Annotated in this window: 17 protein-coding genes; 13 read left to right on the top strand and 4 right to left on the bottom strand. The window is 72.0% G+C overall.

Features of this window, described 5'->3' with window-relative positions; genetic code table 11:
- The first annotated feature begins 294 nt into the window (after positions 1-294).
- The 10 genes from NI26_RS09605 to NI26_RS09560 all read left to right on the top strand — a co-directional run bounded on the left by NI26_RS09605 (position 295) and on the right by NI26_RS09560 (position 9,102).
- Complete coding sequence (locus NI26_RS09605) at positions 295-1,734, top strand: sugar porter family MFS transporter (protein ID WP_066654813.1); 1,440 nt, start codon at positions 295-297, stop codon at positions 1,732-1,734.
- 359 nt (positions 1,735-2,093) lie between these two features.
- Positions 2,094-3,002: a 30S ribosomal protein S2 gene (gene rpsB / locus NI26_RS09600; protein ID WP_066654811.1), complete on the top strand. Its 909-nt coding sequence runs from the start codon at positions 2,094-2,096 to the stop codon at positions 3,000-3,002.
- Positions 3,003-3,082: 80 nt separating this feature from the next.
- On the top strand, positions 3,083-3,910 hold the full coding sequence (gene tsf / locus NI26_RS09595) for a translation elongation factor Ts (RefSeq protein ID WP_066654809.1): 828 nt from the start codon (positions 3,083-3,085) through the stop codon (positions 3,908-3,910).
- 155 nt (positions 3,911-4,065) lie between these two features.
- Positions 4,066-4,785 (top strand): UMP kinase, encoded by a 720-nt coding sequence (pyrH, locus tag NI26_RS09590; RefSeq protein ID WP_058729969.1) that lies wholly within the window; start codon positions 4,066-4,068, stop codon positions 4,783-4,785.
- Between the two features lie 45 nt (positions 4,786-4,830).
- A complete protein-coding gene (gene frr, locus NI26_RS09585; protein WP_066654807.1) occupies positions 4,831-5,385 on the top strand; it encodes a ribosome recycling factor in 555 nt (184 codons plus the stop codon).
- Complete coding sequence (locus tag NI26_RS09580) at positions 5,385-6,395, top strand: phosphatidate cytidylyltransferase (protein WP_081984918.1); 1,011 nt, start codon at positions 5,385-5,387, stop codon at positions 6,393-6,395. The genes frr and NI26_RS09580 overlap by 1 nt, the downstream gene beginning before the upstream one ends.
- Positions 6,396-6,467: 72 nt before the next feature.
- The gene (locus tag NI26_RS09575; RefSeq protein WP_200884098.1) at positions 6,468-7,016 is read left to right on the top strand and encodes a DivIVA domain-containing protein; all 549 of its coding nucleotides are present in this window, start codon (positions 6,468-6,470) and stop codon (positions 7,014-7,016) included.
- 60 nt (positions 7,017-7,076) lie between these two features.
- Entirely contained in the window at positions 7,077-8,057 is a 981-nt protein-coding gene (locus tag NI26_RS17175) for a transglycosylase SLT domain-containing protein (protein WP_235426340.1), read from the top strand.
- A gap of 14 nt (positions 8,058-8,071) precedes the next feature.
- A complete protein-coding gene (locus NI26_RS09565; protein ID WP_066654803.1) occupies positions 8,072-8,377 on the top strand; it encodes a hypothetical protein in 306 nt (101 codons plus the stop codon).
- Positions 8,374-9,102, top strand: coding sequence for an alpha/beta hydrolase (locus NI26_RS09560; protein WP_066654801.1), 729 nt, complete (start codon positions 8,374-8,376; stop codon positions 9,100-9,102). Before NI26_RS09565 ends, NI26_RS09560 begins: the two co-directional genes overlap by 4 nt.
- 177 nt (positions 9,103-9,279) lie before the next feature.
- On the opposite strand, the gene NI26_RS09555 is transcribed toward NI26_RS09560, so the two are convergent.
- Complete coding sequence (locus tag NI26_RS09555) at positions 9,280-11,127, bottom strand: hypothetical protein (protein ID WP_066654799.1); 1,848 nt, start codon at positions 11,125-11,127, stop codon at positions 9,280-9,282.
- Positions 11,128-11,312: 185 nt separating this feature from the next.
- Between NI26_RS09555 and NI26_RS09550 the strand changes: the two genes are divergently transcribed.
- Together NI26_RS09550 and NI26_RS09545 are read left to right on the top strand one after the other, a co-directional pair.
- Positions 11,313-13,052: a hypothetical protein gene (locus NI26_RS09550; RefSeq protein WP_066654797.1), complete on the top strand. Its 1,740-nt coding sequence runs from the start codon at positions 11,313-11,315 to the stop codon at positions 13,050-13,052.
- On the top strand, positions 13,049-14,083 hold the full coding sequence (locus NI26_RS09545) for a tetratricopeptide repeat protein (protein ID WP_066654793.1): 1,035 nt from the start codon (positions 13,049-13,051) through the stop codon (positions 14,081-14,083). The genes NI26_RS09550 and NI26_RS09545 overlap by 4 nt, the downstream gene beginning before the upstream one ends.
- Before the next feature lie 245 nt (positions 14,084-14,328).
- On the opposite strand, the gene glgB is transcribed toward NI26_RS09545, so the two are convergent.
- From glgB to NI26_RS09530, 3 genes are all read right to left on the bottom strand, one after another.
- Positions 14,329-17,031 (bottom strand): 1,4-alpha-glucan branching protein GlgB, encoded by a 2,703-nt coding sequence (gene glgB / locus NI26_RS09540; protein ID WP_235426339.1) that lies wholly within the window; start codon positions 17,029-17,031, stop codon positions 14,329-14,331.
- The gene (locus tag NI26_RS09535; RefSeq protein ID WP_200884097.1) at positions 17,028-19,028 is read right to left on the bottom strand and encodes an alpha-1,4-glucan--maltose-1-phosphate maltosyltransferase; all 2,001 of its coding nucleotides are present in this window, start codon (positions 19,026-19,028) and stop codon (positions 17,028-17,030) included. The genes glgB and NI26_RS09535 overlap by 4 nt, the downstream gene beginning before the upstream one ends.
- A 153-nt stretch (positions 19,029-19,181) precedes the next feature.
- Positions 19,182-21,236, bottom strand: a complete 2,055-nt coding sequence (locus NI26_RS09530; RefSeq protein WP_066654790.1) for a glycogen debranching protein — start codon at positions 21,234-21,236, stop codon at positions 19,182-19,184.
- Positions 21,237-21,296: 60 nt separating this feature from the next.
- Between NI26_RS09530 and NI26_RS09525 the strand changes: the two genes are divergently transcribed.
- A complete protein-coding gene (locus NI26_RS09525; RefSeq protein WP_066654788.1) occupies positions 21,297-22,460 on the top strand; it encodes a cysteine desulfurase family protein in 1,164 nt (387 codons plus the stop codon).
- The last annotated feature ends 86 nt before the right edge of the window (positions 22,461-22,546 follow it).

Here is a 22,546-nt window from a genome sequence, read left to right as displayed (position 1 = left end):
GTCGGACGGCGCCGCGCCGCACCACGTCCCCTCGCGGTGCCGGCTGCGACACGACACGCGTCCATCGACGCGTGCAACGTCGGCGAACCCGTGCGATCCACGGCGACCCCAGAACGCGTCCAACCCCGCATGCGTCGCCGCGCCGCCGCGCCGCCGCGCCCCGATGTGCCCCGCGAGCCGCCAGCGAGTACAGTCGGGGCCGCTCCGGAACACGCAACGCCGCTCGGACGGCGAACCAGCCGACCGCCGGGGCACCGTGCGCCACCCAGCACGGCGGCAAGAACCTGGAGCACCGTGTCGAACACGTCCACCCAGCACGGCGAGGACCGTGCGTTCAAGGGGAAGGTCACCCTGTTCGCCATCGCGGCGGCAGTCGGCGGCTTCCTCTTCGGATTCGACTCCTCCGTCATCAACGGAGCCGTCGACGCGATCAAGGGCGAGTTCGGCCTGTCCGAGGCCGCCAGCGGCTTCGCGGTCGCCTCCGCGCTCATCGGCTGTGCCTTCGGTGCCTACTTCGCCGGTCGCCTGGCCGACCGCTGGGGCCGGACGCGCGTCATGTTCTGGGCAGCGGTGCTGTTCTTCGTCAGCTCGATCGGCTCCGCCTTCGCGTTCGCGACCTGGGACCTCGTCATCTGGCGTCTCGTCGGTGGCCTCGGCATCGGTACCGCGTCGGTGATCGCCCCCGCGTACATCTCCGAGGTCTCCCCGAAGGCGATCCGCGGCCGACTGGCGTCCTTCCAGCAGCTCGCCATCACGCTCGGCATCTTCGCCGCCCTGCTCTCCGACCAGCTCTTCGCGGTGACCGCCGGTGGCGCCTCGGAGCAGGTCCTCGGCCTCGCCGCCTGGCGATGGATGTTCCTCGTCGGTGTCGTGCCGTCCGTCGTCTACGGCGTGCTCGCGATCACCCTGCCGGAGTCCCCGCGCTTCCTGCTCTCGAAGGGCCGTGCCGACGACGCCCGTGAGGTCATGGGCAAGATCGTCCCGCGTGACACCGTGAACACGAGCCTGGAGGAGATCCAGGACGGCATCAAGAAGGAGGCCAACGAGAAGAAGGGCTCCATCCGGGGCAACCGCTTCGGCCTGCAGCCCATCGTCTGGGTCGGCATCATCCTCGCCGTGCTGCAGCAGTTCGTCGGCATCAACGTGATCTTCTACTACTCGACGACCCTCTGGCAGGCGGTCGGGTTCAAGGAGAGCGACTCGTTCCTCATCTCGACGATCACGTCGATCGTCAACGTCGCCGTCACGTTCATCGCGATCTTCACCGTGGACAAGCTCGGCCGGAAGCCGCTGCTCGTGGCGGGCTCGTCGGGCATGTTCGTCTCGCTCACGATGGTCGCGATCGCGTTCTCGCAGGCCACGATCGTGGACGGCGCGCCGAGCCTGCCCGGCTCCTGGGGCATCATCGCGCTGATCTTCGCGAACCTGTTCGTGGTCTCCTTCGGCGCCACCTGGGGTCCGCTCATGTGGGTCCTGCTCGGCGAGATGTTCCCGAACCGCATCCGCGCGACCGCGCTCGGCGTCGGCTCGGCCGCCAACTGGATCGCGAACTTCGTGGTCACGATCTCGTTCCCGGTGCTCTCCGGCTTCAACCTGACGGTGACCTACGGCATCTACGCCCTGTTCGCCCTGCTCTCGCTGTTCTTCGTCATCGCGAAGATCCCGGAGACGAAGGGCCGCTCCCTCGAGGAGATGGGCATCACGGCAGAGGGCGACACGGTGTCGGCGAAGTAGCGTCCACCGGCGTCACCACCTGACGGGAGGCGCGGTGCGGGTCGGACCCGCACCGCGCCTCCCGTGCGTCCCGGCTCCGTCGTGTCCGGCGACGGCCTGGGCGTCCGGACCTGCTAACATTGCGACCGCAGCGCGCTCCGGCGCGCTGACTTCGCGCGTCCACAGTGCTCGTGCAACAGCAGTGCTCGTCCAACAGCAGTGCTCTCGCCACGACACGTTCCGCGGCCACCGGTCCTGCTCTCACGAGCGGGCGGCCGCGCGGACAGGGCGCCAGGGGTCACGGCCACCGGTCGCGACCGACACAACCGCAACCGTGCGCACGGCCGAACAGTCGTGTGCCGAGAACAAGGAGGGACGGCATGGCCGTCGTCACCATCCGCCAGCTGCTCGACAGCGGCGTCCACTTCGGACACCAGACCCGTCGGTGGAACCCGAAGGTGAAGCGCTTCATCCTCGCCGAGCGCTCGGGCATCCACATCATCGACCTGCAGCAGTCGCTGGCCTACATCGACCGCGCGTACGACTTCGTCAAGGAGACGGTCGCGCACGGTGGCACGATCCTCTTCGTGGGCACCAAGAAGCAGGCGCAGGGCTCCATCGCCGAGCAGGCGACCCGCGTCGGCCAGCCGTACGTCAACCAGCGTTGGCTCGGCGGTCTGCTCACGAACTTCCAGACGGTCTCCAAGCGCCTCGCGCGCATGAAGGAGCTCGAGGAGATCGACTTCGACGACACGACGAAGGGCTTCACCAAGAAGGAGCTCCTCATCAAGAAGCGCGAGCTGGACAAGCTCCACAAGACCCTCGGTGGTATCCGCAACCTCACGCGGACCCCGAGCGCGCTCTGGGTCGTCGACACCAAGAAGGAGCACCTCGCGATCGACGAGGCGCAGAAGCTCGGGATCCCGGTCATCGGCATCCTCGACACCAACTGCGACCCCGACGAGATCACCTACCCGATCCCGGGCAACGACGACGCGATCCGCTCCGTCGGTCTCCTGACCCGCATCGTCGCCGACGCCGCGGCCGAGGGCCTGAAGACCCGCCACAACGGCGGCGACGAGGAGACGGCCGAGCCGCTGGCCGAGTGGGAGCAGGAGCTCCTCTCCGGTGAGCAGGGTGGCGCGCAGGCCGCTCCGGCAGCCGAGGCCGCCCCCGCAGCCGAGGCTCCCGTCGAGGAGAACGACGCCGACGCGCAGGTCGCCGCGAAGGAGATCGGCGAGCCGATCGCCGACGAGGCCAAGAACGCCGAAGCCACCTCGGCCGAGTAGTCACCGGGGGCGCCGGGCCGGTCGGCTCGGCGCCCCTTCCCTCTCTCTCCACAACACCAGTCCAGAAAGGACTCCAGTCAATGGCCAACTACAGCCTTGCTGACGTGAAGAAGCTCCGTGAGGACCTCGGGGCCGGCATGATGGACGCGAAGAACGCGCTCGTCGAGGCCGACGGCGACTACGACAAGGCCGTCGAGCTGCTCCGCATCAAGGGCGCGAAGGCCGTCGCCAAGCGCGACGACCGTGCGACCTCCGAGGGTGTCGTCGTCGCGACGACCGAGGGTGGCGCCGCCACCGTCGTCGAGCTCGCGAGCGAGACCGACTTCGTCGCGAAGAACGAGAAGTTCACCACCCTCGCCGACAAGGTCGTGGCCGCGGTCGCCGCCGCCGGTGCGTCCGACGTCGAGGCCGGCAACGCCGCGCCGCTCGACGGCAAGACCGTCGCCGAGACGATCGACGAGGCCGCCGCCGCGCTGGGTGAGAAGCTCGCGCTGCGCACCGTCGTCCGTGTCGAGGGCGACGCCTTCGAGGTCTACCTGCACAAGACCAGCCAGGACCTGCCGCCGCAGATCGCCGTCGTCATCGCCTACGCGGGCTCCGACGCCGCCGAGGCGCGGTCGATCGCCCAGCACGTCGCGTTCGCGAACCCGACGTACCTGACCCGCGACGAGATCCCGGCCGAGGCCATCGAGAAGGAGCGCGCGACCGTCGAGGCGATCACGCGCGAGGAGGGCAAGCCGGAGGCCGCCCTGCCGAAGATCGTCGAGGGTCGCCTCAACGCGTACCGCAAGCAGGTCGCGCTCCTCGAGCAGGACTACGCGAAGGACAACAAGCTGTCCGTCGCGAAGGCCGCCGAGAACGCCGGTCTGACGATCCAGGGCTTCGCCCGCGTCAAGGTCGGCGCGTAACGAACCCGTGACGGGGCTCGGAACCACATCGGTTCCGGGCCCCGTTTTCTGCGCGCTGCGACACGCGCGGAGCCGGCCGGGAGGCACGACCTCCTCCGCCGGACCGGCTGCGGCCGGGTAGATTCCCACGAGACATTCGACGAAGGGTGCGCCACATGACGAACGAGAAGACCGGACGCCGCCGGGTCCTGCTGAAGCTGTCGGGGGAGGCGTTCGGGGCGGGGTCCCTCGGGGTGAACCCGGACGTCATCAGCACCATCGCCAAGGAGATCGCGCAGGCCGCGCAGGACGTCGAGGTGGCCATCGTGGTCGGCGGCGGCAACTTCTTCCGCGGTGCCGAGCTCTCGCAGCGCGGCATGGACCGCGGTCGTGCCGACTACATGGGCATGCTCGGCACCGTGATGAACGCGCTCGCGCTCCAGGACTTCCTGGAGCAGGCCGGAGCGGCGACCCGAGTGCAGTCCGCGATCAGCATGACCCAGGTCGCAGAGCCGTACATCCCGCGGCGCGCCGAGCGGCACCTCGAGAAGGGGCGCATCGTGATCTTCGGTGCCGGTGCGGGCCTGCCGTACTTCTCGACCGACACGGTCGCCGCCCAGCGTGCGCTCGAGATCGACGCGCACGAGGTCCTCGTGGCCAAGAACGGCGTGGACGGTGTGTACACCGCCGACCCGAAGAAGGACGCCACCGCCGAGAAGCTGCACCACGTCACGTACCAGGACGCCCTGCTGCAGGGCCTGAAGGTCGTCGACGCGACGGCGTTCTCGCTCTGCATGGACAACGGCATGCCGATGCACGTCTTCGGCATGGAGGGCGAGGGCAACGTCGCGGCCGCCATCCGCGGGGAGCGCATCGGTACGGTCGTCAGCAACTGACCCGCACGCTGACTAGACTCGACGCAGTACCGAAGGAGAACCACCGTGATCAGTGATGTCCTGACCGAAGCCACCGAGAAGATGGCGAAGGCCGTCGACGTCGCCAAGGACGACTTCGCGACCGTCCGTACCGGACGCATCAACGCCGCCCTCTTCCAGAAGATCCCGGTCGACTACTACGGCACCCCGACGCCGCTCGCGCAGCTCGCGTCGCTCCAGACGCCCGAGGCACGCACGCTCATCGTCACGCCGTACGACAAGTCGGCCCTGAAGGAGATCGAACGCGCGATCGCGACGTTCCCGAACCTCGGCGCCAGCCCGTCGAACGACGGCGAGATCGTCCGCGTGACGATCCCGGAGCTCACGCAGGACCGCCGCAAGGAGTTCGTGAAGCTCGTGCGTGGCAAGGGTGAGGACCACAAGGTCGTCATCCGGAACATCCGTCGCCGCGCGAAGGACGACCTCGACGCGCTGAAGGGTGAGATCTCCGACGACGAGATCGCCCGGGGCGACAAGGACCTCGAGGCCCTGACGAAGAAGCACGTCGACCAGATCGACGACGCGCTGAAGAAGAAGGAAGCCGAACTCCTCGAGGTCTGATGCGTCTCCCCGAGCCGGGCGGCGACCGCCCCACAGAACCGCGCCCGACCGGAGCAGCCCCGACCACGAAGAAGGGGCTGCGACAGGACTTCGATGCCCGTGCCCGTGCGGCGCGCGCCGACTTCGAGGCGCAGCTCAAGCAGCGCAAGGCGGACTTCGGCGCGCGCAACGAGGCACTGACCGCCCGCACCGGCCGCAACCTGCCGGCCGCGATCGCCATCGCCCTGGCGTTCGCGGTCGTCATGCTGGGGTCGCTCCTCATCTGGAAGCCGGCGTTCATGGTCGTCGCGGCCTTCCTGCTCGGGGTGGCCGTCTACGAGCTCGCGAGTGCGATGCGGTTCGCCGGGCGCGACGTGCCGCGCATCCCGAGCGTGGCCGCGGCCGTCGTCATGGTCCCGGCAGCGTTCCTCGGAGGGCAGGTCGCGGCGCTGTTCGCGATCCTCGGCGGCATCGTCCTCATCGCGGTCTGGCGGCTCGTCGAGGTCGCGATCGCGCGGGAGAAGCCGCCGGCCGGTCACGTCGCCCGCGACCTGACGAACGGTCTGTTCGTGCAGGCCTACATCACCCTGCTCGGTGCGTGCATCGTGCTGCTCTCGGCCCAGCCCCGCGGTGAGCTGTGGGTGATCGCCTTCATCCTGGTGGTCGTCGCCGTCGACACGGGTGCGTACGCCACCGGGCTCAACCTCGGCAAGCACCCGATGGCGCCGCGGATCAGCCCGAAGAAGACCTGGGAGGGCTTCGCGGGATCGGTCGCCGCGAGCATCCTGGTCGGCATCGTGGTGACCTGGCTCATGCTCGGTCTGCCCTGGTGGACCGGCATCGTCCTCGGTGTCCTCATCTCGGGCTCCGCCACGCTCGGCGACCTGACCGAGTCGATGATCAAGCGCGACCTCGGCATCAAGGACATCTCGTCGTTCCTGCCCGGGCACGGTGGGCTGCTCGACCGCATCGACAGCATCCTGCCGTCGTCGGCCGTGGCCTACGTGTTGTTCCTGGTGGTCGTCCACTGACCTGAGCGCCCGACGCCCTGTCGGACCGCGCGTCCAGGTGGCGCCATGGTCCGGTGCTGGCAGAATGTCGCCGTGGCCACGACCTTCCCCTCCGCAGACCGCAAGTCCCTCGGGTACGACGTCGACGAGGTCGAGCGGTTCCTCGAGGACGCCCGTCGTGCGTACACCGCCGGCGACACCGCTCCCGGCATCGAGGCGGCGAAGATCCGCAGGACCGCCTTCTCCATGCGCAAGGGCGGCTACTCCACGGCACACGTCGACGCCGCGCTCGAGCGCCTCGAGGACGCCTTCGCCGCTCGCGAGCGGGAGCGCGAGATCGCCGAGACGGGTCAGAAGGCCTGGTACGCCGAGGCCCGCGCCAAGGCGTCGGACGTCGTCGCGCGACTCGAGCGTCCCACCGGGCAGCGGTTCGCACGCACCAGCCCGCTCGGCACCGGCTACCACCCGAAGGACGTCGACGTCTTCGCGGAGCGGCTGGCGGGCTACTTCCGCGACGGCAAGCCGCTCAGCCTGACCGAGGTCCGGTCGGTGGTGTTCCGCCCGAAGCACGGCGGCTACCGCGAGGCGCAGGTGGACGCGCTGCTCGACGCGGTCGTCGAGGTCATGCTCGCCGTCCGCTGACGACGCGCGGGACACCGGTGCTTCTCTTCCCGTGACCGTTCCGTTATCCTGGACCCACTCATGGGCAGGCACACGGCAGACCTCAGCTCCGACCGCGGTACCCGCGAGCACCTCGACCGTCCGGTCGTCGGTGAGCGCCGCGCGGCACGCGACCGACTCCGCACGACGGGGCACTCGGTCCTCCACGAGACCCCGCGGGTCGAGACGGCAGCGCTGCCGTCGACACCGCTGGGCGCACCCGTGACGGCGCCGACCCCGGTCGCGACGTCCGCCGCACCGGCGACCGCTCCGGTCCTCGTCCGCGGACCGATCGCACCGACCGGTGCTGCCGACCCGCGCATCGTCCAGCAGCGACGCGCGGTCGCCGCACCGGCGAAGCCGAAGGCCGCCCGGACCCTCAACTCGTTCATGCGCGGACGCGCGACCATCCCGACGCTGTCGTTCTTCGCCGTCTTCGGCTTCGTCGGCGGCTCGCTGTTCAACCCGATGCAGCCCGACGTCGCCCAGGCCGCCGTCGTCGCTCCGGTGCTCGTCAAGGCGCCCGTGGAGCCGCAGCAGTTCACGGCACACGGCACGTACGCCGCGTTCGACGTGACGCGCGACGGCTACGGCGTCACGCTGCCGAAGCCCAAGGTCGAGGAGAAGCCGGCCGAAGCCACCGACGACCAGGCCGACCCGGCAGCGAAGAGCACGGCCGTCACGCCGTCGAACACGCTCGCGGCGACGGCCGCGACGCCGAACCCGGGCAGCGCGCAGGAGATCGCCCAGCAGATGGTCGCCGCACGCGGCTGGGGGAGCGAGCAGTTCAACTGCCTCGTGTCGCTGTGGAACAAGGAGTCGGGTTGGCGCGTCAACGCGTACAACCCGAGCGGTGCCTACGGCATCCCGCAGGCGCTGCCCGGCAGCAAGATGGCCACGGCCGGTGCGGACTGGCAGACGAACCCCGCGACGCAGATCACCTGGGGTCTCAACTACATCTCCGGCGTCTACGGCACCCCCTGCGGCGCGTGGGGCCACAGCCAGTCCTACAACTGGTACTGATCGGCAGTTCCGGGGTGCCGCGCAGCAACCGACCGCGGCGACCCCGTGGTCGTGGTCCCGAGCCGACCGAGGACGAGACCGGTCTCGACCGCCTCCTGAGTTCGTGGAGGCGGACCGAGGTCCGTCGCGGTCGCACCTTCACCGTGCAACCGGTGTCCGCGGCGTCCGCACAGAAGGAGTACGTCTGTCCGGGCTGCGGCCTGGCCGTGCTGCCGGGTGTCGCGCACGTGGTGGTCTGGCGCGCGGACGGTGTGCTCGGGGACGACGCCGACCTGGCGTCCCGCCGACACTGGCACAACCACTGCTGGAGCATCGCATGAGCACCGAGATCCGCTCGAACACCGAGCTCCCCGCCCGACGTACCGACATCGAACTGGTGACGGACGACCACCTCACCCTCGTCGGCGAGCTCGCCGAGCCGCTCGACCGGCCTGCGCGGGGCACGCTCGTGACGCTCCACCCGCTGCCGACCGCGCACGGGTTCATGGACAGCCACGTGCTGAAGAAGGCTGCCTCGCGCCTGCCCGCGCTGGCCGACATCGCGGTGCTGCGGTTCAACTTCCGGTCGGTGACCTCGCCACGGGGCACGTCCGAGGGCGTCTTCGGTGACGGTGAGTCCGAGGGCTTCGACCTCCGCGCCGCCGTGCAGGAGACCGTCGCACGCGGACTGCCGACCCCGTGGCTCCTCGGCTGGTCGTTCGGCACCGAGGTCGTCCTCAAGCACGGCCTCGAACACGTCGCCGCGGGGAACGTCGCCGGCGTGGTGCTGCTGTCGCCCCCGCTGCACCGGATCTCGGACGACGAGCTCCGACGCTGGGCGGACGTGGACGTCCCGGTCGTCGCGCTGGTCCCGGAGCACGACGACTTCCTGCAGCCGGAGGACGCGGTCCGCCGCTTCGCCGTCGCGCCGAACGTGCGGGTCGTCCCCGTCGCGGGCGCGAAGCACCTGTGGGTCGGGGAACGGTACGTCCGCACGGTCCTCGACGCCGTCGCGGACCTCGTGGTCCCGGGCAGCGCGCCGCTGCCGACGCACCTCGACGACTGACCACACGGTCGGCGTCGCGACCGGGCTGACGCCACCGACCGGTCAGGGCCGGACGGCGACCGTGCCCCGCGAGCCGACCGTCCCGGGTGAGCGGGGAGCGCCACGGCTGGCGCGGGGGGACGCGACCCGGCCCGGAGGCGCGCGGTGCGCCTCCGGGCCGGGTCGCGGATGCCGTCCTCAGCGGGCGGTGGCGTCCTCGTCGAGGGCCTCGTCGTCCGCCGGCCGGCCGGCCGCCACGGGGGACTCGTCGAGGAGCCCGGTGGCGTGCGTGAGCACGCCGCGCAGGTTCTCCAGGTACCCGGCGACCGCGTCGCGCTCGGTGCGGATGGCGGCGAGCCGGTCCTCGGACTCGGCGATCGCCGCGGCCGACCGTTCCTCGGCCTCCGCGATCATCCGGTGGACTCGCTCCTGGGCGTCGCTGACGATGGTGCGTGCACGTTCCTGTGCCTGCGCGGTGCTCGTGCGCTCGAGGTCGTCGGCCTCCTGCTGCAGCCGCTCGGCGCGCTCCCGCGCCTCGGACGCGCGGCGGGTCGCCTCGGCGAGCTGCAGGTTGGCCTCGTCGAGGTACTTCTGCGTCTCGGCCACCGTCTCCTGGTGCTTCTGCAGGTAGTCCTGCTCGGCGTCGTCACGGCGGGCGGCGAGCTCGGACTCGAGCGCCGCGCGGGCCTCGTCGCGTTCCCGGGCGATCGCCGTGCGGACCTCGTCGCGTTCCTGCTGCAGGTCGGCGCGCACCGTGTCGACCTCCTGCTGCAGCGCCGTGCGCTCGGCCTCGAGGTCGGAGAGCTCGGCCGTGCGGCGGTCGGCGATCTCGGTGTCGACCTCGGCGTGCTCCCGCTCGCGGCGCGCAGCGAGCTCGTCGGCGTGCTCGCGAGCGGCGCGCTCGGCGGCGGCGTCGGCCTCGGCGCGCTCGCGTTCGAGGCGGGCGCGGTGCTCCTCGAGTTCCGCGGCGATGCGGGCAGCGGTCTCCTCCACCAGGCGTGCGTTCTCGGCCCGGGTCTGCTCCTCGTCGACACGGAGCTGCGCACGGGCGGCCTCGAGCTCCTGGTCGAGGGCGGTGCGCGCCTCGGCTGCCTCGCGCTCCCAGCGTGCGCGGGCGGCACCGAGTTCGGCGTCGAGCTCACGACGACGGTCGCTGGTCTCCGCCTCGAGTGCGGCCCGGCCGCGCTCGACCTCGGACTCGAGCTCGGCCCGGCCGGTCTCGAGCGCGAGCTCGTGCGCTCGGCGCTGCTCGTCGCGCTCGCGCTGCCAGGCAGCGCGGCCCTCGGCGACCTCGCGCTCGAGGGCGGCGCGCCGCGTGGTCTCCTCGCGGTCGAGGTCCGCGGTGCGCCGGGCGTGGTCGGCCTCGAACACACTGCGTCGGTGCTCGGTCTCACGGTCGAGGTCGGCAGCGGCGCGACGGGCGTCCTCGGCCGCGCGCTGCGCGTCCTCGCGCAGCTCGGCGACCTCGCGCTCGACACGGGCACGCAGGGCATCGGTCTCGCGGATGGCGACCGAGCGGACCTCGGCGGCCTCGGTGACGGCTGCACCCCGGACGGCGGCGGCCTCGTTGCGGGCGTCCTGGGTCAGCAGGCCGGCCTCGGCACGGGCACGCTCGATCGTGTCGGACGACTCGGCCCGGGCGCGGGTGAGCTCGTCGGTCGCACGGGAGCGGGCGTCCTCGAGGGTCTCCGACGCCTCCTGCCGGGCTTCGCGGAGCAGACGCTCGGCCTCGTGCCGACTCGATGCGCGGAGCCGCTGGGCGTCGATGTCCGCCTGGCTGATGAGTCGGGTCGACTGCTCCTCGGCCACGCGCAGGGTGGACTCGAGGCGGGTGCCGAGCCCGCTGTAGGTCGGGGTGCCGGCCTCGTCGAGCTCGCCCTGCAGGTCCGCGACACGCGCCTGCAGGAGACGGATCTCCTTGGCGGCCTCGGCGCGGTCGGTGTTCGACTTGATGAGTTCGCGGCGGAGCTCGTTCACCGAGCGGTCCACCTCGTCGCGGCGGTACCCGCGCAGCTCGGTCCCGAACTCGGCCTCGTCGTTCGCCACGTGTTGCTCCTGGGGGTCGGCGGAGGGCCAGCCCTTGGCCCGCGGACGAGTCTAGTGGCGGCCCACCGGCGCCGACTGAGCCCGTGGACAGCGGTGGGGGATGCGATGTCCAGGGTGCCTCGCTATCCTGGAGCGCTGATTCGCGCGCCGATCCCCCCACCCCCGGCGCGGTAGGGAGAAGATCCGTGCGATTCGTCCTGGCGATCGTCAGTTTCGTCATCGGTCTGCTGCTCGTCGGTCTCGCGGTCGGGCAGCGCACCGTGTTCGCGCCACCCTCGTCGCTCGTCGCAGAGTCCTCGAGCACGGCCTCGGCCCCGGTGACCGTGATCCCGGGGTCGACGCTCAACGCGAACCCCGGGTACCAGCGCATCGACGTCTCGGGTTCCGGGACGGTGTTCGCGGCCTACGGCAGGACCGCCGACGTCGACGCGTGGATCGGTGACGCGAAGCACACCACCCTGCGCTTCGACGCCGAGCAGGACCGCCTGGTCGGCCGCACGACGGGATCGGCCGACTCCGTGCCGGACCCGAAGGGCAGCGACCTCTGGTACCAGGAGTGGGACGGTGCGGGACGGTTCACCGTCCGGTTGCCCGCCGACGTCTCGGTCGTGGTGCTCGCCGACGGGTCCGACGCCGCGCCGACCGACGTGTCGGTGACCTGGCCGCGGGACACCGCGACGCCCTCCGTCGGTCCGCTCCTCGTCGCGGGCGGACTCTTCCTGGTCGGTGGCGTCGCGCTGCTGGTCTGGGCGTTCCTGCACCAGCGTCGTGGTCGTGGTCCGCGTCGCCGCAGCGGTGGGTCGCGTCCGCCGCGCGTGCGGGCGTCGCGTCGTGCAGCCGCCGCGGGAGCACAGGTGCCGGTCCGCGGTCGTCGTGGCCGTCGTTCCCTGGTGGCCGTGCCGATCGTGCTCGTGGGGGCGCTCGGTCTCGCTGGCTGCTCGTCGGACTACTGGCCGCAGGGCGGTGGCTCCGGCGCCACCCCGACGCCGACCGCCTCGGCCACCGGCGCCGCGGACTCGACCGAACCGACCGCTGCGACCGAGCAGCAGATCCGCCGGATCGTCGAGCGGGTCGCCGAGGTCGCGTCGAAGGCCGATGCCGACCGTGACGCGACGCTGCTCGAGACCCGCTTCACCGGGGCCGCCCTCGACTTCCGCAAGGCGAACTACGCGATCCGCGAGAAGGACACCGACGTCGAGACGCCGCCCGCGATCTCGGCCGGTCAGGTCTGCGTGGCACTCCCGCAGCAGACCGACAGCTGGCCGCGCACGATCTTCACGGTCGTCGCCGAGGACTGCTCCGCGAAGACCGCTCCGCAGGCCCTCACCCTGGTGCAGGACAGCGCGCGCGACGACTACAAGGTCGCTTACGACGTGTCGCTCGAGGCCGCTGCGGAGATCCCGAGCCTGGCGCCGACGTCGATCGGTGCGGCACGGCTCGCCGGGGACACGAAGCTCCTGCGCATCGCGCCCGACGACATCGCGGCCGCGTACGGCGACGTGCTGGCGAAGGACTCCGACAGCGACTCCGCCTCGCTCTTCGCCTCCGACGGCGACGGTCTGCGCTCGACGATCGGCAAGGCGTACAAGGACAAGAAGGCCGAGTCGCTGCCGGACACCGCGAAGATCGAGTACTCGTCCGAGGTGCCCGACGACGGCGCCGTGGCGATCGCCACGGACGGCGCGGGTGCGCTCGTGTCGGCCTCGCTCGACGAGGTCGAGAAGGTGACCCCGACCGCGGCCGGCGCCGAGGTCAACACCGAGGGGGCGGTCAAGGCCCTCTCCGGCGTCGACTCGAGCACGAAGGGGATCAGCGCGACGTACAGCGTCCAGCTGCTGTTCTCCGTGCCGCCGGTCGGCAGTGATGAGAAGGTGGTCCTGCTCGGGTTCACGCAGGGCCTGACCGCAGCGAGTGAGGTGCAATGACCAACGTCCCCCCGACCCCGTCCGGTCTCCGCGGAGCCGTCGACCTGTCGTCCCTCGTCGACCGCGCGCAGCGGCCGACGCAGCAAGCGGGTGCTGCCGCCGGAGGCCCGGGCGCAGCCGCGGGCACCGGCGGCGCCGGCGCCGCTGCCGTGCCGGGCGGCGTCCCGGCGACCGGTGCCGGTCCCGACGCCGACCTGACCGTCCCGTCGCTCGTCATCGACGTCACCGACCAGAGCTTCCAGGACGTCCTGCAGCTCTCGTCCGTCGTCCCGGTGATCGTCGACATCTGGGCGGAGTGGTGCGGGCCGTGCAAGCAGCTCTCGCCGATCCTCGAGCAGCTGACCGCGGAGTACGACGGTCGCGTGGTGCTCGCCAAGGTCGACGCGGACACCAACCCGCAGCTCGTGCAGGCGTTCCAGGCGCAGTCGATCCCGACCGTCGCCGCCGTGATCGGTGGTCGGCCGCTCGGACTCTTCGTCGGCGCGCTGCCCGAGGCGCAGGTGCGCGACGTCTTCGAGCAGGTCGTCGCCGCTGCCGAGCAGAACGGCGTGACCGGTCGGGTCACCGTCGACGGCGCTGCCGAGACGGAGCCCCAGGGCGAGCCCGCTCCCGAGCCGCTGCCGCCGCACCACCAGGCGGCGTACGACGCCATCGAGCGGGGCGACTACGCCGCCGCCGTGCAGGAGTACAAGACCGCGATCGCGCAGGACCCGAACGACCAGATGGCCGTCGCCGGGCTCGCGCAGGTCTCGTTGCTCGACCGGTTGAACGGTCGCACGGCCGACGAGCTCCGCAGTGCCGCGGCCGCGGCGCCGCAGGACGTCGAGGCGCAGATGGCCGTCGCCGACCTGGACGTCAGCGGAGGGCACGTCGAGGACGCCTTCGGGCGGCTGCTCGACCTGGTCCCGACGGTGTTCGGTGCGGACCGTGAGACGCTGCGCGTCCGGCTCGTCGAGTACTTCGAGCTGATCGGGGTGGACGACCCGCGTGTGGCCGCGGCACGGCGCCGTCTGGCGAGCGCACTGTACTGACCAACGCGCCACCGTCGGCCGGTACGAGACGCCGGCGTCAGTGCGAGACGCCGCAGGAACCACGAGACGCCCCCGGGAACGGGGGCGTCTCCTGTGTTCGGGGGCGTCTCGCTCGGCGTGCACCGCGGACGACACGGGCGGACGACACGGGCGGACGACACGGGCGGACGACGGACGGGAGGCCCGGTGCCAGCTGGCACCGGGCCTCCCGTCCGTCCCGCGGTCGCGTCCGCGCGGCGGCGGGGTCAGTCGGCCAGTCGCAGCCAGACCGCACCCAGCGGCGGGACCACCAGGTGGGCCGAGGCCGGGCGGCCGGCCCACGGCGTCTCGTCGGCCGTGACCGAACCCATGTTGCCGACACCGGACCCGCCGTACTCCGTGGCGTCGGTGTTGAGCACCTCGTGCCAGGTGCCCGCAGCGGGCAGCCCGAACCGGCGCTCGACGGGTACCCCGGAGAAGTTCACGAAGACCGCGAGGCGGTCGTCGCCGTCCTTCCGGAGGAACCCGAGCGTCGAGTGCGGCGCGTCGCCGCCCTCGATCCACTCGAAGCCCTCGGGGGAGGAGTCGTGCGTCCACAGCGCCGGGGTCTCCTTGTAGACGCGGTTCAGCGACGCCACGAGGTCCTGCACGCCGAGGTGTCCCGGATCGTCGAGGAGCCACCAGTCCAGCCCCCGGGCCTCGGACCACTCCGACGGCTGGGCGAACTCCTGGCCCATGAAGAGCAGTTGCTTGCCGGGGTGCGCCCACATGAACGCGAGGTACGCCCGGACGTTCGCGAGCTTCTGCCACTCGTCGCCGGGCATCTTCCCGTAGAGCGAGCCCTTCCCGTGCACGACCTCGTCGTGGCTGATCGGCAGGGTGAACTGCTCACTGAAGGCGTAGACCAGCGAGAACGTGATCTCGTCGTGGTGGTACGCGCGGTACGCCGGGTCACGCTCGATGTACTGCAGCGAATCGTGCATCCAGCCCATGTTCCACTTCTGGCCGAAGCCGAGCCCGCCGGCGCTCGTCGGCTGGGTGACACCGGGCCACGAGGTGCTCTCCTCGGCGATCATCACGATGCCGGGGTAGCGCTTGTAGGCCGTGGCGTTCGTCTCCTGCAGGAACGAGATCGCCTCGAGGTTCTCGCGACCGCCGTGGATGTTCGGCAGCCACTCGGTGCGGGAGTAGTCGAGGTACAGCATCGAGGCCACGGCGTCGACCCGCAGGCCGTCGATGTGGAACTCCTCGAACCAGTAGAGCGCGTTCGCCACCAGGAAGTTGCGGACCTGCGGGTGCCCGAAGTCGAACACGAAGGTGCCCCAGTCGAGCTGCTCACCGCGACGCGGATCCGGGTGCTCGAACAGCGCGTAGCCGTCGAACTTCGCGAGTGCCCACTCGTCCTTCGGGAAGTGTCCCGGTACCCAGTCCATGATCACGCCGATGCCGGCGCTGTGCAGGCGGTCGATCAGGTAGCGCAGGTCGTCCGGCGTGCCGAAGCGCGCGGTCGGAGCGTAGTACCCGGTGACCTGGTAGCCCCACGAGCCACCGAACGGGTGCTCGGCGAGCGGCAGGAACTCGACGTGGGTGAACCCGAGGTGCTGCACGTGGCCGATGAGCGCATCGGCGGCCTCGCGGTAGGAGAGCCCGGGGCGCCACGATCCGAGGTGCACCTCGTAGACGCTCATCGGCGCATCGTGGGTCGTCGTCTGCGCTCGACGCTCCATCCAGGCGGTGTCGCCGTCGGACCACGTGTGGTCGGAGGCGGTGACGACCGAGGCGGTCAGCGGCGGGACCTCGGTGCGTCGGGCGAACGGGTCCGCTCGCTCGACCCAGCCGGAGTCGGTGAGGATCTGGAACTTGTACCGCTGCCCGACGAGGGCGCCGGGCCAGAAGAGCTCCCACACGCCGAGGTCGTTCAGGCGACGCATCGCGGTGGTGCGGCCCTCCCACCCCTCGAAGTCTCCGATCACGCGGACGGCGGTGGCGCGGGGTGCCCACACGGTGAACGCGACGCCGTCGACGCCGTCGACGGTGCGGACGTGCGCGCCGAGGTGCTGCCAGAGCTGCTCGTCACGGCCCTCGCCGAACAGGTGGAGGTCGAGCTCGCCGATGGTCGGCGCGAAGCGGTAGGCGTCGTCGGTGGTCCATGTCGCGTCGTCGGCGTCGGTGGACTCGTCGAGGTCGTAGTCGGCCTCGACGCGGTACCGACCGAGCGTGCCGGTCGTGGCGCCCGCCCAGAGACCGTCGCCCTCGTGGGTCAGTTCGACGTCGTCGCCGTCGGGGCGCACGATGCGGACGGCCGTCGCGAGGTGCCGGACGACGCGCACGCTCGTGCCCCCGTCCACCGGGTGCGGACCGAGCACGTCGTGCGGCTGGGACCAACGGCCCTCGGCCACCTGCTGGCGGAGCCAGTCCTCGACCGGCGCCGGCCGGGGAGCCGCTCCCGAGGTCGGGGCGACGTCGGAGCCGCCGGCGGGCGCTGCGTGCTGCGGTGCTGCGTGCTGCGGTGCCGCGGGCTGTGGTGCTGCGGACTCGGGTGCTGGGACGAGGTCCGCCGCGGTCGCCGTCGCTCCCGGTGCCGCCGAGCGTCCACCCTCGGAGAGCGGTGCGTCCGCGCCGTCCGCCGACAGACCGGTCGGGTCCGTGGGCTCCGGGCCGGTCGGTGCCGGGGAGCCGTCACGAGCTGCGCCGGCGAGGGTCGCCGACTCCGGGACCCCGCGGTCCGGCGTCTCCTTCGCCACGGGCGCGGCGCCGGGGAGGTCCTCGTGCGGTGCCGAGACCCGTGGCTCGTACCGGGGGGCCGGTTGGTCGGCCGGCGGGACCTCGCCCGGGGCACGGGAGCGGGTCACGGGCGGCGGCGGGGGCGGCACCGGCGGGACGCTCGGCCCCTGGCCTCGGTCCGGGGTGGCGGGGGTGGGACGGTCGGAGCCCATCGGCGGGGTCCCCTTCGGGTCGCTGTCGGTCATCGGACGGGTCCCTCCACGACGAGCAGGTGCACGGGCTCCTGGAAGGCGTCGAGGCGGACGTAGTTGGACGAACCCCACTCCCAGCGCTGCCCGGTGACGACGTCGCGGACGACGAACGGCTGCTCGTTCGGCAGCCCGAGCGCGGCGAGGTCGAGGTGCACGGTGGTCTCGCGCGCCGAGTGCGGGTCGACGTTCGCGACGACGATCACCGTGTCCGCGCGGCCCGACCGGATGAACTCGGCGGGCAGGTGCTTCGAGTAGACGACGATCGCCGGGTCCTCGGCGTCGTGGACGTGCAGGTTCCGGAGCTGACGCAGCGCGGGGTGGGCCTGACGGAAGCGGTTGAGCATCGTGACGTAGGGCGCGAGGCTCGCGCCCTCGGCCTCGGCCAGGGCGAAGTCGCGCGGCTTGTACTCGTACTTCTCGTTGTCGATGTTCTCCTCGGACCCCGGGCGTGCGACGTCCTCGAAGAGCTCGTACCCGGCGTACATGCCCCAGGTCGGCGCCCCGGTCGCGGCGAGCGCGGCGCGCACCTTGTAACCGGCGCGACCGCCGAACTGCAGGTACTCGGTGAGGATGTCGGGGGTGTTCACGAAGAGGTTCGGGCGCAGGTAGGCGCTCGTCTCGTGGCTGAGCTCGGCGAAGTAGTCCTCGATCTCCTCCTTCGTGTTCCGCCACGTGAAGTACGTGTACGACTGCTGGAACCCGGCCTCGGCCAGGGCGCGCATCATCGCCGGGCGGGTGAAGGCCTCGGCGAGGAACACCGTGTCCGGGTGCTGGTCGCGGACCTCGCGGATGACGCGTTCCCAGAACCAGAGCGGCTTGGTGTGCGGGTTGTCGACGCGGAAGATGCGGATCCCGAACGCGATCCAGTGCTCGAGGACCCGCAGGACCTCGGTGACGATGCCCTCGGGGTCGCTGTCGAACTGGATCGGGTAGATGTCCTGGTACCGCTTCGGCGGGTTCTCGGCCGTGGCGATCGACCCGTCCGCCCGGACCGTGAACCACTCGGGGTGCTGGTCCACCCACGGGTGGTCGGGGGAGCACTGGAGTGCGAAGTCGAGCGCGACCTCCATCCCGCTGTTCTTCGCCGTCTCGACGAAGACGCGGAAGTCGTCCTCGGTGCCGAGGTCGGGGTGGATCGCGTCGTGCCCGCCCTCGGGACCACCGATCGCCCACGGGCTGCCCGGGTCGTGCGGTCCCGGGGTGAGCGTGTTGTTCGGGCCCTTGCGCGCCGTGGTGCCGATCGGGTGGATCGGCGGGAGGTAGACCACGTCGAAGCCCATGCGCGCGACGGCCGGGAGCCGGCGGGCCGCGGTGCGGAAGTCGCCGCTCCTCCACGAGCCGTCGGCGTTCTTCTTCGCCCCTTCGCTGCGGGGGAAGAACTCGTACCAGGCGCCGACGCCCGCGCGCTGCCGCTCGACGTCGAGGAGCTGCGTGGGGGAGTGCGTCCGGAGCGAGGTCAGCGGGGAGTCCTCGACCTCACCCGTGATGCGCGGGTCGTCGACGGCCGTGAGGCGCTCGGTCGGCTCGAGGTCGGTGTCCCGCAGCTGCTCGGCCGCGCGGACGGCGGCGCTGGAGTCGGTCTCGGCGGCGAGTCGGTCGAGCAGGACGGCGCCGTCGAGGAGCGTCGCCTCGGTGTCGACACCGGCGGCGATCTTGAGCCGGGCGGCGTGCAGCCACGTCGCCCAGTCGTCGGAGAACGACTCGACGTGCCACGTCCAGACGCCGACGTGGTCGACCTGCACGGTGGCCTCGTAGCGGTCCGTGCCGGGGGCGCCGAGCAGCATCGGCACGGTGCGTGTGCCGCCGTCCGGGCGTTCGAGCACGAGGTCGGCGCCGATGATCCCGTGGCCCTCGCGGAAGACGGTCGCGCCGAACGTGATCACCTCGCCGTCGAACGCCTTGCCCGGGAACCCGTTCGGGGTCGTCGGCGCGAGCTGGGTGATCGGGATGCGTCCGATCTTCGGTCGGCGGGGTCGATCTGCGGTGGCCACGGAGGCGACGCTACCCGGCCGGAGCGCTCGCGTTCCCCGGAACGCGTTCCCTGTGCAGTGTCGGGCGCGTCACACGGCCTGTGCAGGACGCGCACGTGCGGGCTCCGTCGCCCGTTCCTTCCCCGGACGGGCGCGCGGAGGGCCACGACCGCCCTACGCCACCTCGAAGACGTGGATGCCGGGGCCGTACGCGGTGAAGACCTGCCCGCCCGGCCGGAGCCGCTCGTGGTCGCGGTGCTTCTCGCTCGACCAGGCCAACCGGTACCCGAGCACGTCCTGGCGCGCCGGCAGCGTCAGGTCCCGCGTCCGCCCGCTGCCGTGCACGACCACGAGCACCCGGTCGAACGGCTCGTGCTCCGGGGTCGACTCGGCGAAGTACTGCACGACCCGGTGGATGGGTTGGTCCCACCCCTCGGGGGTCATCGGCTGCCCGTCCGGTCCGTACCACGCCATGCGCGACGCTCCGGGCGTCTCCCGCCCCTCGACCCCGAAGCGCGTCGGCCGGAGCGCCGGGTGCGCTGCGCGCAGCCGCGTGAGCGCCGCGACCGCCTCGGTCATCGCCTCGGCGTCCTCGTCGTCCGACCAGTCGACGGCGGTCAGGTCGTCGGACACGACGTAGGCGTTGTTGTTGCCGTGCTGCGTCCTGCTGCGCTCGTCGCCGGCGGTCAGCATCGGGATGCCCGCCGAGAGCATCAGGGTGCCGACGAGGTTCCGCATCGACCGGCCCCGGGCGGCACGCACCCCGCGGTCGGCCGTGTCGCCCTCGATCCCGTGGTTGAACGAGCGGTTGTCGTCGGACCCGTCCCGCCCGTCCTCGCCGTTCGCCTCGTTGTGCTTGCGGTCGTGCGAGACGAGGTCGAGCAGCGTGAAGCCGTCGTGGGCCGTGACGAAGTTGACGCTCGCGAGGGGGCCGCGCTCCTGGCCGAAGGTGCCGCGGGACCCGGTGAGCGCCTCGGCGAGCCGACCGATGCCCGCCTGCGGGGTGCCGTTCCGGCGTTCCTCGGCGACGTCGGTCAGCCAGAACTGGCGGACGGTGTTCCGGAACCCGTCGTTCCACTCGCTCGTGCCGGGGCCGAACGCCCCCGTGCGCCACCCGTCGGGACCGACGTCCCACGGCTCGGCGACGACGAGCACGTCCTGCAGGTCCGGGTGCTGCCGGATGCGCTCGAGCAACGGGTGCGCCGGGTCGAACACGTGGTGCTCGTCGCGGGCGAGCGCCGCCATCAGGTCGAACCGGAACCCGTCGACCTGCACCTCGCGCGCCCAGTAGCGCAGGCTCTCGACGACCATGTCCGCGGTGGCCTCGACCGAGGTGTCGAGCGTGTTCCCGCAGCCGGTGGTGTCGTAGTACGACGCACCGTCCTCGGTCCAGCGGTACCGCCCCGCCCCGTCGATGCCGCGCAGCGAGGTGGTGGGTCCGCCGGTGCCCTCCTCGGCGGTGTGGTTGTAGACGACGTCGAGCAGCACCTGGATGCCCGCCTCGTGCAGGAGTCGCACCATGCCCTTGAACTCGCGGAGCACCGCGGAGGCACCCGCGGCACGGGCGTCCGACGAGGCGTGGGCCGCGTGCGGTGCGAAGAACCCGAGGGTGTTGTAGCCCCACGCGTTCTCGCGACCGGCGTCCCGGAGCCACGCCTCGGTGTCGAACGCGTGCACGGGCAGCAGCTCGAGGGTCGTCACGCCGATGCGGCGCAGGTGGGCGATGGTGCTCGGGTGCGCGACGCCGGCGTACGTCCCGCGCAGGTGCTCGGGGACGTCGGGGTTCGCAGCGGTGAGCGTGCGGACGTTCGCCTCGTACACGACGGTCCGGTCCAGGGGGACGTCGGGCTTCGGCACACCGCCCCAGTCGAAGGCATCGTCGACCACGACGCTCGTCCACCGTGGGCCGCCGCTCCCAGCGACCGTCGCCGCGGGGACGATGCCACGCGCGTACGGGTCGAGCAGCGGTCGCGCGGGGTCGAACGCGTGGCGGGGTCCGTCCGGACCGTCGACGAGCAGGTGGTACCGATCGCCCGGCCGCACGTCCGGCGTCTCCGCCGCCCACCGGTCGGTGCCGTCGGTCCGCGACAGGACGTGGCGGGTCTCGACACCGTCGGCGTCGACGACCACGAGGGTCACCGCGGTCGCGGAGGCGGAACGCACCGAGAAGCGGGGCACGCCGTCACCGAGGCGGAAGCCGGGGGTCTCGTCGATCGCGGTGCGGTGCATGACGACCAGGGTACGAGGGGCCGGAGGTATCCTGTGAACGCACACGGAAGGGGCGCAGTCATGCCGGTCTACCTCGACCACGCGGCGACGACGCCCATCCTGCCCGCGGCGCTCGCCGCGTTCACCCGGGCCCTGGCCACGGTGGGCAACCCGTCGTCGATCCACAGCGCCGGCCAGCGCGCGAAGATGCTGCTCGAGGACGGTCGCGCCGCGGTCGCCCGGTCGCTCGACGCGGAGCCGGTCGAGGTCGTCTTCACCTCCGGCGGCACCGAGAGCATCAACCTCGCGGTCAAGGGGCTGTACTGGGCGCGGCAGCAGGACCGTCCGCGGCCGCGCATCGTCGTGCCGGCGGGCGAGCACCACGCCACCGTCGACACGGTCGAGTGGCTCGAGCGCCACGAGGGCGCCGTCGTCGACGTGGTCCCGCTGGACGCGCAGGGTCGCGTCGACCTCGTCGGCCTGGAGGCACGGCTCGCCGACGCCTCGGACGTCGCCCTGGTCACGTTCCTGTGGGCGAACAACGAGGTCGGGACCCTGCAGCCGGTCGACCGCATCGTCGAGCTGGCGCACGCCGCCGGTGTGCCGGTGCACAGCGACGCCGTCGCGGCGTACGGGCAGGTCCCGGTGTCGTTCGCGGCCTCCGGCCTCGACGCGCTCAGCGTGTCGGCGCACAAGATCGGTGGGCCGGTCGGGATCGGCGCGCTGGTCCTCGGGCGCCGTGCGACGGTCGAGCCGCTCATCCACGGCGGTGGCCAGCAGCGACAGGTCCGCAGCGGGACGCAGGACGCCCCGGCGGCGGCGGCCTTCGGGGTCGCCGCCGACGCCGGGCTGCACGACGCGTCGGCCCTGCGCGACCGGCTCGTCGCGGGGGTCCTGGAGCGCGTCCCGAGCGCCGTGCTCATGGGCGACCCGGTCGACCGGCTCCCCGGCAACGCCCACTTCACCTTCCCCGGGTGCGAGGGCGACTCGCTGCTGTTCCTGCTCGACGCGGCCGGGGTCGCCGTGTCGACCGGGTCCGCCTGCCAGGCCGGCGTCCCCGAGGCGTCGCACGTGCTGCTCGGCATGGGCCTGTCCGAGGACGAGGCCCGCGGCGCCCTGCGCATCACGCTCGGGCACACCTCGACCGAGGCCGACGTCGACGCTTTCCTCGCCGCGCTGCCCGACGCGGTCGCCCGGGCCGGCGCAGCCGGCCTGGCGTCCCGGACGCCTCTGCTCGGACGCTGAGCGACCAGGTCCCCACGGCCCTCCACAGCGGCCACCTGCCGGACGCGAGCCCACACGGCGGAGTGCGGCGAGCCTCCCGGCCGGTG

It is taken from the genome of Curtobacterium sp. MR_MD2014 (assembly GCF_000772085.1).
Classification (GTDB): domain Bacteria; phylum Actinomycetota; class Actinomycetes; order Actinomycetales; family Microbacteriaceae; genus Curtobacterium.
The sequence above is the reverse complement of the archived record's forward strand: the minus strand, read 5'-3'. Positions and strand labels throughout refer to the sequence as shown.